Origin of the sequence: Streptomyces sedi (assembly GCF_006335015.1) — a bacterium.
In the GTDB taxonomy this organism is placed as follows: domain Bacteria; phylum Actinomycetota; class Actinomycetes; order Streptomycetales; family Streptomycetaceae; genus Streptomyces; species Streptomyces sedi.
This window is the reverse complement of the sequence record NZ_VDGT01000022.1, coordinates 69,406-82,770: the sequence shown is the minus strand read 5'-3', so window position 1 is coordinate 82,770 and position 13,365 is coordinate 69,406. Positions and strand designations below refer to the sequence as shown.

At 75.1% G+C, this 13,365-nt stretch carries 11 protein-coding genes; 4 read left to right on the top strand and 7 right to left on the bottom strand.

Annotation, left to right across the window (positions count from 1 at the left end; genetic code table 11):
* Positions 1-32 precede the first annotated feature (32 nt).
* Positions 33-2,495 carry an outer membrane protein assembly factor BamB family protein gene (afsK, locus tag FH715_RS23805; RefSeq protein ID WP_139648729.1) on the bottom strand — a complete coding sequence of 821 codons (2,463 nt, stop codon included), beginning with the start codon at positions 2,493-2,495 and terminating at the stop codon, positions 33-35.
* A gap of 386 nt (positions 2,496-2,881) precedes the next feature.
* Between afsK and FH715_RS23800 the strand changes: the two genes are divergently transcribed.
* Both FH715_RS23800 and FH715_RS23795 read left to right on the top strand, forming a co-directional pair.
* Entirely contained in the window at positions 2,882-3,529 is a 648-nt protein-coding gene (locus FH715_RS23800) for a TetR family transcriptional regulator (RefSeq protein ID WP_097232057.1), read from the top strand.
* 154 nt (positions 3,530-3,683) lie between these two features.
* Positions 3,684-4,844 carry a flavin-containing monooxygenase gene (locus tag FH715_RS23795; protein ID WP_139648727.1) on the top strand — a complete coding sequence of 387 codons (1,161 nt, stop codon included), beginning with the start codon at positions 3,684-3,686 and terminating at the stop codon, positions 4,842-4,844.
* Positions 4,845-5,271: 427 nt separating this feature from the next.
* Here FH715_RS23795 and FH715_RS23790 read toward each other — a convergent pair whose 3' ends face one another.
* Entirely contained in the window at positions 5,272-5,763 is a 492-nt protein-coding gene (locus FH715_RS23790; RefSeq protein ID WP_211367753.1) for an ATP-binding protein, read from the bottom strand.
* A gap of 275 nt (positions 5,764-6,038) precedes the next feature.
* Positions 6,039-6,416, bottom strand: a complete 378-nt coding sequence (locus tag FH715_RS23785; RefSeq protein ID WP_139648724.1) for an STAS domain-containing protein — start codon at positions 6,414-6,416, stop codon at positions 6,039-6,041.
* A gap of 278 nt (positions 6,417-6,694) precedes the next feature.
* Between FH715_RS23785 and FH715_RS23780 the strand changes: the two genes are divergently transcribed.
* Both FH715_RS23780 and FH715_RS23775 read left to right on the top strand, forming a co-directional pair.
* Entirely contained in the window at positions 6,695-7,264 is a 570-nt protein-coding gene (locus tag FH715_RS23780) for an RNA polymerase sigma factor (RefSeq protein WP_139648721.1), read from the top strand.
* A 131-nt stretch (positions 7,265-7,395) separates the two neighbouring features.
* The gene (locus FH715_RS23775; RefSeq protein ID WP_246108933.1) at positions 7,396-8,655 is read left to right on the top strand and encodes an MDMPI N domain containing protein; all 1,260 of its coding nucleotides are present in this window, start codon (positions 7,396-7,398) and stop codon (positions 8,653-8,655) included.
* Between the two features lie 33 nt (positions 8,656-8,688).
* On the opposite strand, the gene purU is transcribed toward FH715_RS23775, so the two are convergent.
* The 4 genes from purU to FH715_RS23750 all read right to left on the bottom strand — a co-directional run bounded on the left by purU (position 8,689) and on the right by FH715_RS23750 (position 13,361).
* Positions 8,689-9,588: a formyltetrahydrofolate deformylase gene (gene purU / locus FH715_RS23770; protein WP_139648720.1), complete on the bottom strand. Its 900-nt coding sequence runs from the start codon at positions 9,586-9,588 to the stop codon at positions 8,689-8,691.
* 33 nt (positions 9,589-9,621) lie between these two features.
* The gene (locus FH715_RS23765; RefSeq protein WP_246108932.1) at positions 9,622-10,068 is read right to left on the bottom strand and encodes an SCO4402 family protein; all 447 of its coding nucleotides are present in this window, start codon (positions 10,066-10,068) and stop codon (positions 9,622-9,624) included.
* 74 nt (positions 10,069-10,142) lie between these two features.
* On the bottom strand, positions 10,143-11,843 hold the full coding sequence (locus tag FH715_RS23760) for a hypothetical protein (protein ID WP_170184801.1): 1,701 nt from the start codon (positions 11,841-11,843) through the stop codon (positions 10,143-10,145).
* A gap of 96 nt (positions 11,844-11,939) precedes the next feature.
* Positions 11,940-13,361: an NsdA family TPR-like regulatory protein gene (locus FH715_RS23750; protein ID WP_139648714.1), complete on the bottom strand. Its 1,422-nt coding sequence runs from the start codon at positions 13,359-13,361 to the stop codon at positions 11,940-11,942.
* Positions 13,362-13,365: the final 4 nt, after the last annotated feature.

Genomic DNA, 13,365 nt, shown 5'->3' with positions numbered 1-13,365 from the left:
CGCCACGGCCCGCCGCGGCCGGCACCGTGCGGTCAGGACTGCCGGGTGCCCCGCGCCGCGTCGAGGGCGTAGACGCAGTGGTCCTTGCTGCAGGCGAAGACCATCCCGTTCTCGGCCGCCGGTGTCCCGGTGATCGCGCCGCCGGTCTCCAGCTTCCAGCTGAGCCGGCCGCTCACCGCGTCCAGGGTGTACAGGCAGTGGTCCTCGGAGCCGAAGTGCAGCCGGCCGTCCCGCACCACGGGCGCGCCCACGATGGACTCCCCCGCGGCGAACCGCCAGCGCGGGGTGCCGCTGACCGCGTCGAGCGTGTACATCGCGGTGCCGCTGCCCAGGTGCACCAGCCCGTCGGAGACCAGCACCGGCTCCGTCGACTGCCGCGCCTCGGTGGCGATCCGCCAGCGGTCGTCGCCGCTCGCCAGGTCCAGGGCGTAGACCGTCCCCAGGTAGTCGGTGAAGTAGATGCCCGCGTCCCGGCCGCCCGCGGGCTGGTACGTCGGCGGGCAGAGGATCGCGGCGGGCGCGTCGAACCGCCAGCGCTCGGCGCCCGACGCGGCGTCCAGCGCCAGCACCCGGGAGCCGGCGCAGACGTACACCGTCCCGTCCTCGGCCGGTGTCACCCGGACGGGTACCCCGCCGGTGACCGAGGTGTCACCCACCGGGTAGCGCCACAGCTCCGCGCCGGTGCGCGCCTGGAGGACGTAGAGCTGTCCCTCGCCCCAGGCGTAGACCACGCCGTCCCGCAGCACGGGCACCGCGTCCTGCGTCTCGAAGTCGCTCTGCCCGCCGGTCAGCTCCCACAGCTGCTCGCCCGTTCCCGCGTCCCAGGCGGTGACCAGGCCGCCGCGCGAGGCGGTGAGCACCGTGCCGTGCTCGGCGCGCAGCCCGTAGATCCATCCGTCGGTGCCGACCCGCCAGCGGTCGGTGCCGTCGGCGGCGTCCAGCGCGAAGAGGCTCGGGCCGTCGGAGGCGAGCACGAGGCCGCCGTCCACGGCCATCGACCAGGCGACCTCCCGGGTGCGGAAGCGCCGCCGGCCGCTGGCCACGTCCAGCGCGTGGACCTCAAGGGAGGTGACGTAGAGCGCGCCGCCGTGAACCGTGGGCGATCCCCACAGGTCGTTGCTCATCCGGAAGCGCCAGGGCCGCCAGCGCGGGGTGGTGCCGGCCTCCTGGCCCATCGCGTGGTCGGCCGTCGAGCCCGGCTTGTGCATCTGGCCCGGGTGCGCCGTGTTGGGGCTGGGAACGGCCGCCTGCTGGTGGGCCGTCGGCGGTCTGCCCCACTCCTGCGGCTGCTCGCGCCGCGGCTCGGCCTGCGGCGGGGGCGGCTGCGCGGCCACCGACGGCTGCCGCACGATCGGCGGTCCGGTCGGCGGGCTGTCGTGCGTCGGCGGCGGAGGTGTGCTCGGCGGGGGTGTGCTCGGCGGGGGAGGCGGCGGCATCGACGGCATCGGCGGCGCGTAGGAACGCGGCGCCGCGCCGGACGGCTGCGGCTCGGGCCGCGCCTGGGAGGGCGGCGGCGGGGACGGCGGCATCTGCCCGCCCGTGGGCCCGGGCGGCGGGGGCGCGTCCGTGCCGCTCCACGGCTGCTGCCGGGGCGCCCCGCCGGGCCGGCCCCTGCGGGTCTCGATCATGGCCACGGCGTCCGGCGGCAGCCACGCGGAGGCGCTGCCGCCGTCGTCGCCGGCGGCGAAGAGGTAGGGCGCCAACTGGGCCTGGAGGTCGGCCGGCGAGGGCCGGTCCTCCGGCTTGTGCTCCATCAGCGACTCGATCAACGGCCGCAGCTCGTCCGGCAGTCCCGCGAGGTCGGGGCGCTCGCGCAGCAGCATGAAGACCGTCTCCACCGGGTTCCCCCCGTGGTACGGCGGGTGGCCGGTGGCGGCGAAGACCAGGGTGGAGGCGAGCGAGAAGACGTCGCTCGCGCCGTTGACCGAGCGGGAGTCCTTGGCCTGCTCGGGAGACATGTACGCCGGGGTGCCGACCGCGACGTTGGTCATGGTGAGGCGGGTGTTGGAGACGCCGGACGCGATACCGAAGTCGATCACCCGGGGGCCGTCCTCGACGACCAGCACGTTGGAGGGCTTCAGGTCGCGGTGGACCAGGCCGGCGCCGTGGATCGACTGGAGCGCCTCGGCGATGCCGGCGGCCAGCCAGCGCACCGACTGGGCGGGCAGCGGCCCGCAGTCGGTGATGATCTCCTCCAGGGACGGCGCGGGCACGTAGGCGGTCGCCAGCCAGGGAACGGCGGCGCGCGGGTCCGCGTCCACCACGGCGGCCGTGTAGAAGCCGCTGACGGCGCGGGCCGCCTCCACCTCCCTGGTGAAGCGCACGCGGAACAGCTGGTCCTCGGCAAGCTCGCTGCGCACGGTCTTGATCGCCACCCGCCGGCCCGAGGCCGAACGGGCCAGGTACACCAGTCCCATGCCGCCGGCGCCCAGCCGTCCGAGCACCTCGAACGGCCCGATCCGCCGGGGATCGTGCTGCGTCAGCTGCCCCACCATGTGCTTGCCACCTCCCCGTCTGGGCGCTTGCGTGTCCCGCCCCCCTCGCAGCATCTCATTGCCGTGAGACAGGGGCGGCCTTCCGAGACGATTCTTCCCCCCGACACTGACAGAGACGAACGCGGGGCGCGGGTGATCCCGACCGCCCCCGCCCGCCGGCAGCCCTCGGGACACGTCGGACCCCGCGGACGAAATGTGGCGGGTCGCACACGGCCACGGCCCCCGGGTGACCGGCGCCCCGCCGCCCGTCGTCCGTTGCCCTCGTCGACCGGAAGAGGCCCTGCCCACAGGCTGTGGACGGCCGCGCGTGGCCGGGAACGGCGGGTGGTTCCCCATTCGGATGCGATCAAATCGCGCCGAGTTCACGCGTCGATAAGCTGACTGGCATGACAGGAAAGGTAACGACCGTTGACGGCCGGGTCGCCGGCCGACGCGGTCAGGCGACGCGGCAGAAGCTCCTCGACTGCCTGGCGAAAATGCTCTCCGGCTCCCCGTATCGAGACGTCAAGGTGATCGACGTAGCGCGCAAAGCGGGCACCTCGCCGGCCACTTTCTACCAGTATTTCCCGGATGTCGAAGCCGCGGTGCTCGAACTGGCGGAGGAGACGGTGCGGGAGTCCGCCGCCCTCTCCGAGCTGGTGACGGGGCGCTCGTGGACCGGCAAGGCGGGCGCCGCGACGGCGGACAAGCTCGTCGACGGGGTACTCGCCTTCTGGCGCAAACACGACGCCATTCTCCGAGTGATCGAACTCGGCGCCGCCGAGGGCGATCGGCGTTTCGTCCGGATCAGGACCCGGGTGCAGGGCGCGCTGGTGAAGCCGTTGACCGAGGCGGCCGAGAGCCAGTTGGGGCGCGGCCGGGCCAAGCCACCGGCGTCGCCCGCCGCGTTGGCCGGCTCGCTGGTCACCATGCTGGGCGCGGTCTCCGCACAGTCCAAGAGCCTCCAGTCGTTGGGCGCCAAGCAGTCGGAACTGAAGCCGGCGCTCTCCCTCCTCGTGCATCTCGGAGTCACGGGTCGCAAGCCGACCAAGTGAGGGATCGGGCGGCGCCGCCCGGCCCCTGTCTCCGGGACGGCGCGTCCCGCCCCCTCCGCGCGCCGGCGCGCGGAGCCGGCCGACCAACGATCGGGCGTGTTCCGGCACCAAGGCCCTCTGCTGGTGAACGGGCCGGCTGCGTATGCTCCTGACCATGCCGAACCCGCCCACCCCCTCGGAGTCCACCGCGCCCGTGCACGTCATCGGGGCAGGCCCGGGAGGGCTCGCCACCGCGGCAGCGCTGGCCCGACGCGGCGTTCGCGCCGTGGTCGTCGAGAAGTCCCCCGACGTGGGCGCCAGTTGGCGCGGCCACTACGAACGCCTGCGGCTGCACACCACCCGACGGTGGTCGTCGCTGCCGGGACTGCCCCTCCCCAGGTCGGCGGGCCGCTGGGTGGCGCGGGACGACTTCGTGGCCTACCTGGAGGAGTACGCCCGCCACCACCGGATCGATCTCGCCGCGGGCGTCGAGGTGTTCCGAATAGAACGGGCGGCGGAGACCGGCGACTGGTCTCTCACCGCGACCGGCGGGCGCCGGCTGCGCGCCTCAGCCGTGGTGGTGGCCACCGGGTTCAACCACACGCCGCACGTGCCCGACTGGCCCGGCGCCGACGGCTTCGCCGGCGAGCTGGTACACGCCCGCTCCTACCGCGCGCCCGAGCCCTACCGCGACCGGGACGTGCTGGTGGTCGGCACCGGCAACACCGGCGCCGAGATAGCCGCCGAACTCGCCGCCTCCGGCGCGGGCAACGTCTGGCTGGCGGTGCGCACCCCGCCGCACATCATGCGCCGCGCCACCCTCGGCTGGCCCTCCCAGGCCAACGCCATCCTCTGCCGCCGGCTCCCGGTCGGCCTCGTGGACCGCGGCGCACGCCTGCTGGCCCGCACCCTCCCCGACCTCGGCCCCCACGGCCTGCCGCGCCCCGAGGCCGGCCTCTACACGCGCGTGCGGCAGGGCGCGATCCCCGTGCTGGACCGCGGCCTCGTGCGCGCGGTCAAGCGCGGACGGGTGCGGCCGGTCGCCGCGTTGACGGCGTTCGAGGGTGAACGGGCGCTGCTGGCCGACGGTTCGGAGCTGCGGCCCGACGTGGTGATCGCCGCCACGGGCTACCGGCGCGGGCTCGAACCGCTGGTCGGACACCTGGGCCTGCTGGACGGCTCGGGCCGACCGCTGGTGCACGGCAAGCAGTCCCATCCGGCGGCGCCGGGGCTGCACTTCATCGGCTACACCAACCCCATCAGCGGCACCCTCCGCGAACTGGGCTACGACGCCCCGAAGATCGCGACCGCCGTCGCCGACCACGTCACGCGGTAGGCAGCCACCCGCCTTGCCGGCGCGCCCACCGGCGGCGGCAGGGGCGCGGGGAACCCCACACCGGGCTCACGCCGACAACCCACCGCGCCGGTACGGCACCGTGGTCGTCTGCACGCCGCCACGAATGCACCGCGCAGTTCCCCGCGCCCCCAAGCAGGCCGCCCACGGCAGTGCAGGGGCGCGGGGAACTGCGCGAGCAACCACACACCGAGCCGAGGACGACAAACCCGCCCCCGCCGGCAAGGCGAAAAGCCGGGTGCCCCTCCCCGCCAGGAGGAGGGGGCCCGTCGGGTGGTCCGCACTCGCCGAGGGCTCCGGCCTCCGGCCGGCCTCGGCGTCCCCTCGCGGCGCTCCACCCGCGTCCGTTCGAGCCGGCCTCCACGGCCGAACGGAACCCTTCACAGGGTCATCAAGCCAATACGGGACGTCAATACCTGGCTGGAACCCGGCGTCCCACCCACGAGGCGCCGTCGGGGGGTTGACGCGACGGCGAGCAGTCCAACTCGCACCAGACGCGTTTGCCGTCCCCCTCGCGCTGCCACCCCCAGCGCGCCGCGAGGATCTCGATCAGCTCCAGCCCGCGCCCACCGGTGTCGCAGTGGGTCGCCTGGCGCGGCAGCGGCGCGACGGCGCTGCCGTCCACCACTTCGAGCCGCACCGGCGCGCCGGCGCATCCCCGTTCGGCCCGGGACGCCTCCGGGCTCCGCACCGCCAACCGCAGCAGCGCGGGACGGCCGGTGTGCACCACCGCGTTGGTCACCAGCTCGGAAACCAGCAACACCACCGTGTCTCCCGGGGTCGCGTCGGGACAGGCCAGGCAGGGCCGTCCACGACCGATCTGCGCCCGCGCCCAGCGGCGCGCGCGGGCCACCTCCGAGGACTCGGGGGCCACCTCCAACTGTCTTTCCAGCTCCTGCACCGTTCACACCATCCGAACCGCCGGACAAAACACCTCACACCGAGGCACAACCCCAGCTCAGGACAGCATGATTGACGGGCGAGTCGGACAACAAGCGCTTCCGGAATAATCCGGCGCAAAGGAGTAAGCCGGGGGGTGGCTGTGCGAGCCCCGAAACGTTCGCTCGAACAGGAGTAAGGCAAGGCTCATCAGGGTGAGTTCACCGACCGGCGACGACCGAACCCCAGCGAGCACCCGCCCCGAGAAAGCCCAGCGGCAGCGTCACGCGTCACGCGTCACGCGCTGAGCTGCGCGTCCGTCTCGCCGACGGCGGAGGCCAGGTCGGGGTGACAGTCGAAGAGGCGGCGCACGCCGAGCGCGGCGAGCACGCGGTTGACGTGGGAGCCGTCCTCGGCGCCCCTGGCGGGCAGGATCAGCCGCAACTCCCCCGCGCAGGAACGCATCAGCCTGCGGGCGCCGACGAGGACGCCGACGCCGCTGGAGTCGCAGAAGAGGACCTCGGAGAGGTCGAGCACCACCCGTCGTCTGCCGTCGGCAACCGCGTCGTGGACGCGCTGCCGCACGGTAGGCGAGGTCGCCAGGTCGAGCTCACCGACGACGCGCAGCACGGTCCACTCCCCCCGCTGTTCCGCCCGCACCGTGAGAGCCGTCATCACGCGTCCTTCCCTGCTCGCCGACCGGTCCCCATCGCACTCCTTCTACGCGACCTGCCCACTTTCCCGACGAGCACGCGTCACCATCCGTGTCCGGCCATGGCCGCCTCGGTCATCCGGCCACCGTACGCCCGGTCCCGGCGGCGGATTCGTGGGCGCTCCCGGCCCGCGCCCCACGGGGCTCCTCGCGCGGGGGAGCGCCGGGACAGCACCGCACACTACATTTGACGTCGGCGAGGTGCCTGAGGTTGTCGGCGGGCGGACGAAATGGGGGCCGAATGGCGCACGAGACGCCGCCACACTGGGACCGGAACATGCGGGAGCGGCTGCGCCGGGGCGAGGCCGCGGCCCTGGCCGAGCTGTACGACCGTTTCGCCTCGCTCGCGTTCGGCATAGCGCAGCGGGTGCTCGACGACGAGGCCGCGACGGGCCAGGTGACCCGTGAGGTCTTCGCCACCATCTGGGAGTCCCCCGACCGCTTCGACCCGCGCCAGTCGACGATGCGCGCCTGGATCGCGGGGCAGGCGCACCGGCTCGCGGTGAGCAGGCTCCGCCAGCGGGCCGCCGGGCCCGAGACCCACGCGCAGGTGCGGGACGCGGCGACGGCGGCGAGGGCCGACTACATCGTGACGGCGATGCCGGCCCCGCTGCGCGAGGCGCTCGAACTGACCCGCTTCCAACGGCAGGACTACCGGCAGATGGCCGAGCGGCTCGGCATCAACGAGAACGAGGCGAGGCGCCGACTGCGGCTGGGACTCCAGCTGCTGTCGTCGGCCGCGCGGTACGGGGCCGAGAGCGCGGAGGCGTCCGAGGCGCCGGCGCACGCGGGGGAGCGGGAGGCACGGTGAGCGCCCCTCGGCCCGGCGGGCGCCCACCGAACGGCGCCGGCGCGCGCGGCGCCTCCGACGATCCCGGGGAGAAGGGGGTGCCCGGGGGCGAGGCCGCGCGGGTGCCGAGACCGCGCCGAGGAGAGGCCGAAGTGGCGGGGAACCACGAGGACCACCGGGGGAACGCGGAGCGCCGGGGAGAAGTCGAGGCGGGGCCGCCGCCCGACGCCCATGAACGGGTGACGGCGCTGCTGGGCGCCTGGGCGCTGGTGGCCTGCTCGGTCGAGGAGTCGGTGCTGGTGGAGGGGCATCTGGCCGACTGCGCGGCGTGCGCCGACGAGGCGGACCGGCTGGCGGACGCGGCGATGCTGCTGGAGCCGCCCCGGAGCCTGGACCTGGCCCCCGAGCTGCGGGCTGAGGTGTTGGACGGCTGCCTGGCGAGGCGCCCGGCGCGGCTGCCGGTGCCGTCGTGGGCCGCGCCGTTGGACGCGGAGGCGGCGAGGCTGGACGCGTTGCTGCTGGACATGGCCGACGACGAGTGGCTGGCCAAGGTGCCGCTGCGGTGGTTCGAGGACGACGGGGAACGCGGTCACACCACGACCGTCGCCGGCGTTCTGGACCATCTGCGGGCGCTGGACGGGCTGTTGGCGCGGCTCATGGGGCTGCCCGACCCGCTGGCGGGACTGCCGGGGCTCGCCGACCCGGACGACCCGACCGCCCGCACGCTGGCGGCGTGGGCGACCACCGGCCACGGCTCCGCTGAGGCCACGGGGGGTGAGGGGAACGGGACCCGGGCGAACGGGGCCGCGTCCTGGGAGCCGTGGCGTTCCCAGACCAGGGCGCTGGTCTGGGCGGCCTCGCGCACCGGCGGCCGGATGGGGGAACGGCGGGTGCCGGGCGCGCTCGGCGACCCGGGGCGGCTGCCCGCGGTCGGCGGCGCGTGGTCGCTCTCCGACCTGTATCTGGAGCGGGCGTTCGCCTGTTGGACGCACGCGGGGGACATCGCCCACGCCGTCGAGTACCCGTACGAGCCGCCGCTGCCGCCGCATCTGCGGCTGCTGGTCGACCTGACGGCGCGCAGGCTTCCCGGCAGCATCGCCGGGCGCCGAAGAGCGGGGCTGGCCCGGTCGGCCACCCGGCTGACCACGGCCGGTTCGCCGGGGCGCACGCTCCATCTGGAGGTGGAGGGCGCGGGCGGCGGCGACTGGTACATCCCGCTGGACTCGCCGGTGGCCGGCGTCAGCCGCACGGCGGCGCGCGGGGCGGTGGCCCATGTCGCCCTGGACGACGTGGTCTTCTGCCAGCTGGCGGCCGGCCGGATCGCCCCCGACGAGGCGGCCTCGGGGGCCGAGGGCGATCCGGACATCATCCACGACGTGCTGACGGCGGCGGCCGGGATGTCCCGGCTGTGAACGCGCGGGCGCGCGGGCGGCCGAGGACGGCGGTCAGTCGAAGACGACCGTGCGGCGCCCGTTGAGCAGCACCCGGCGCTCGCTGTGCCACCGCACGGCGCGGGCCAGCGCGCGGCACTCGACGTCGCGGCCGACGGCGACCAGCTCGCTCGGGGTCAGCCCGTGGCCGACACGCTCCACCTCCTGCTCGATGATCGGCCCCTCGTCCAGCTCGGCCGTCACGTAGTGCGCGGTCGCGCCGATCAGCTTCACGCCCCTGGCGTGCGCCTGGTGGTACGGCTTGGCGCCCTTGAAGCTCGGCAGGAACGAGTGGTGGATGTTGATCAGCCGACCGGAGAGCCGCTTGCAGAGGTCGTCGGAGACGACCTGCATGTAGCGGGCGAGGACGACGAGTTCGACCTGTTCGCGCTCCACGATCTCCAGCAGCGCGGCCTCGGCCTCCGGCTTGTTGTCGGCGGTGACCGGGATGTGGTGGAACGGCACGTCGTAGGAGGCGGCCAGCTCGGCGAAGTTCGGGTGGTTGGAGACGACGCCCGCGACCTCGACCGGCAGGGCGCCGATCGAGGTGCGGTAGAGCAGGTCGTTGAGGCAGTGGCCGAACTTGCTGACCATCAGCACGACGCGCATCCGGCCGTCCGCGTGGTGGAGCTGCCAGTCCATCTGGAAGGTGTCACCCACGGCGGCGAAGCTGGCGCGCAGCTTCTCCAACGTCACCGGCGGCTGTCCCGAGAAGTGCACCCGCATGAAGAACAGGCGGGTGTCGTGGTCGCCGAACTGCTGGCTGTCCTCGATGTTGCAGCCCGTCATGAAGAGGAAGCTGGAGACGGCGTGCACGATGCCCGGCTTGTCCGGGCAGGAGAGGGTCAGCACGTACTGCTGGCGCCCGGGCCCCTCGGCAGGCTCCGGGCCCCGGTCGTCGGTGGTGAGGGTCATGGTGGTCAGCCTTACACACCCCGGAGGGCGCCGTCAGACGGCGCGGGACGCCGCGGCCAACTCGTCGAGGGAGCGCGGGGGCGCCTCGGGGTCGTCCCCGTCGCCGACCGCCATCCGCACGTGCGCCTCGCGCGCCGCCGCCACCGCCTCGGGCCAGCCGGCGTGGTGGAGGTAGTCGGCGACGGGGGCGTCGGCGCCGACCTGGTGCATGATGCGCAGCACCCGGAGCACGGCGGCGTCGACCAGCGCGGCCTCCTCGGCGTCCCGGAACACGGCGCCGACGTACTTCTCGGCCGACCAGTTGTCCAGCCAGGTGTCCTCGACCAGCCGGTAGACGGCGTCGGTCACGTCGCCGTAGCCGGGTACGCCGGCGAGCCAGCAGTTCTGGTGGAAGACGGGATCGGAGAGCATGTGCAGCGCCGAGCGAACGTTGGCCCGCCAGCGCCACCATGGCATGTCGTTGAGCGGCATACCCGCCATGGTGGTGGAACCGCGGGGTCGACGGGAAGACTTATCCGAAGCTTGCACGCCGACCGATGCTACGGGGCTCGTCGTCACAGCTGGGTGGCCGCCCTCTCCGGAAGCTCGTACTGGCCGGCCAGCGGGTTCCACAGGTTGGCCGCCCGCTCCTTGGCCTCGGTGGCGCGCCCGCTGGCCGCGTCGCCCTCGCCGGCCCGCTGGGTGTGCTTGGCCTGGCCGCCGCGGCAGACGTCGCGGCGGTTGGCGCGGGCCTCGTCCGCCCAGGCCGCGTAGTGCTCGTCGGCCTCGGCCGACGCCTGCCACGCCTCGGTCAGCGCGGCGATCAGGTCGCCGTTGTCCGGGAGTTCGTCCAGGGTCAGCTCGTTGAGCCGGTCCACCATCCCGGTGCGCTGGTCGGCGGCGGCCCGCAGGTCGTCGGCGGCGGCGTCCAGCCGTTCGCAGGAGCGGATGGCGGCGACCGACTCGATCACCGCGTCGCGGCTGTCGTTGCTGTCGGCGAGCAGCGCGGAGAGCGCCTCCGCCTGCGCGCGCGCCGGGTCGCCCTCGTCCTCGTCCGCGCCGCCCGAGGCGTCGTCCGCGCCGTCCGGCTCGTCGACCAGCGCCTCCGGCGAGACGTCGTCGCCCGAGCCTCCGCCCTCGTCGTCGTCACCGCCGCTGAGCAGGTAGCCCGCGAGCAGCCCCACCACGGCGCAGCCGGCGATGACGGCGCCGACCAGCAGCGCGGGGTTGCGGCGCCGGTCGGGCGCCGGCGGCGGTGGGCCGCCGTGGCCGGCGCCGTCGGCCCAACCCCGGGAGGGCGGCGGGGGCGGCTGCCGGCGGTCGGCGGCGGAACGGAAGAGCTGGTCGAAGTCCCCGCCGCCGACGGGCGGCAGTGTCTGCGTGGCCTCGACACCGCCCGCGCCCGGCGGGGGCGGCTGCGCGGACGAACGGTGCCGGCCCGGCTGTCTCGGCGGAACGGCCCGCAGCCTGGTCGTCGACTCGGGGTCGCCGCCGCCGTCCGCGGGCACCGGCGGAATCAGCTGGGTGGCGGCCTCCTGGGCGGCGCCGGGCGGCGGGGTGTCGTCGGTGACGGGCGCGATCAGCTCGGTCGCCGCCTCGTGGGGGTGGCCGTTGTTCCCGGGGAGACCGTTGTCGGGCGGGAAGCGGTCGGTGACCAGCGGGATCAGCTCGGTCGCGCCCTCGTCGACGGGCGGTTGGGCGGGCGGCTGGTGGGGCGGCGCCTGCGGCGGCTGCGCCGGCGGGCCCTGCGGGGCGTGGCGCCCGTGGCGCCCGCCGGGGCGCCGGCCCTCGGGGGGCGCGACGGCGCGCAGTTGGGTGGTGGTCTCGATCGGGGCGATCAGCTCCGTGGCGCCCTCGTGCGGCGCCGGCGCCGGCGGCCGGGAAGGCATCTGGGGCGTGGCCTGGGTCGGCAGCGCGTGCTGGCCGACCGGCGGCAGCCGCGGCTGCTGGGGCGGCGCCTGCGGGGGCGCCTGCGGCTGCCGGGGCGGAACGGGGGGCGCGGAGGCGGGCGGCGGCGGGGGCACGGCGGCGGGCGGCGGGGGCGCGCTGCCCCAGCCGCCGGGCGAGCCGTAGGCGCCGGGCGCGCCGCCGAAGGTGCCTGGCGCTTCCGGCACCGCGGCCTGCTGGTCGGGGCCCCAGTGCTGCCCCCACGCCTGGCCGGCGGGCGGCGCGGCGGGGGTCGGGTCGTGGTGGGCCTCGCCCGCGGCACCGCCGGAACCCGGGGGCAGGACCACGCCCTCGCGCGGCTCGTCGTCCCGTCCGTTGTGGCTCGTCACCCGGGGCTCCTCATTCGGCTCAACGCAGCTAGCCGGGCCACGGTACCGGCTCCCCGCAGACTGCTGCGCCGCCCGCCGGTCGTCAAGTCCGGTGCGTCAGGCCGGAGTCGGCACCGGCGCCCAGCGACTGGTGAACTCCCGCACCACCCGGTGCTCCCGATGCGGCTCCAGACGGCCCCTGAAGTCCGCGAAGTACTCGGCTCCGCGCCCCGAACGCAGCCCCGCGAGCAGCTCGCCGGCGCGGCCCGCCGTGTGGCAGGCGTGTTCGAGATCACCCTCCTGGAGTTGGCCGGTGGCCATCAGGACCATGCCTATCGCACGGCGGCGGGTGCGGCTCTCCGGGTGGCCGGCGACCGCGTCGGCGGCCCTCCGCTGGGCGGCTCGGCCCTGGCCGAGGTCGCGGTGGCAGTGCGCCAGCTCGTCCGCGAGGTAGGCGGCGTCGAAGTGCCGCACCCAGGTCGGCTCGTCCGCGTCGGAGCCGGCCTCGCCGGCACGTTCCTGCGCGGCCAGCGCCTCGGACGCGGCGCGGCGGCAGGACTCGCGGTCGCCGAGCTGGGCGTGGCCGCGCGCCTCCGCCGACAGGAACAGCGCCTCGGCGCGCGAGGGCACCCGCCCCCTGGTGCCCTCCTGCGCGGCGCGCGCCAGCTGGATCACCTCGCGCGGGTTGCCCAACTCGGCCGCGAGATGGCTCATTCCGGCCGCCAGCACGTAACCGCCGAAGCCCCGGTCCCCCGCGGCCTGCGACATCCGCAGCGCCTGGATGTAGTAGCGCTGCGCGAGCCCCGGCAGTCCGCTGTCCACGGCCATGTACCCGGCGAGTTCGGTCAGTCGGGCGGCGGCGGCGAAGAGCTCGCGGCCGATGGCCTCGCTGTAGGAGCCGGCGAGCAGCCCGGCCACCACGCCGTTGAGGTAGTGCACCACCAGCGGCCTGACCTGCCCCGAGCCCCAGCGGCGGTCCAGGTCGACCAGCGAGGCGGTGGTGTCCACCACGGCCGACACGTCGGCCTCGCCGACGCGGGGGCCGGCCCCGGCCCGTTCGACCTCCACGTCCGGCGGGGTGATCAGCCAGTCCCTGCTGGGCTCGACCAGCGCGGCGGGCGCCACCTGCGCGCCCCCGGGGGCGTACGGGTGGCTGCCGCGCTCGCCCTCCGTCCGCTGCACGTCGGAGCGCCACAGCTCGGCCGCCTGCTCCAGCGAGTCGCCGAGCCCGGCCGCGAAGTGCAGCCCGACCGAGGAGGTCAGCTGCCGGGTGGTGCCCATCCCGATCTCGTCGACGGTCACCGGGCGGCCCAGCTTGCGGCCGAGCGCCTCGGCGATCAGCTCGGGCGCCCTGCCGCGCGGCTGCTGGCCGCGGATCCAGCGGGCCACCGACGTCTTGTCGTAGCGGAAGTCGAGCGAGCGCTCTGCGGCGCACATGTTCACCCGTCGTGCCAGCCCGGCGTTGGAGCAGTTGGCCTCGCGTATGAGCGCCAGCAGACGCTCGTTGGGCTGTCGGGCGATCAGTGGTCTGGCGGACATCCGT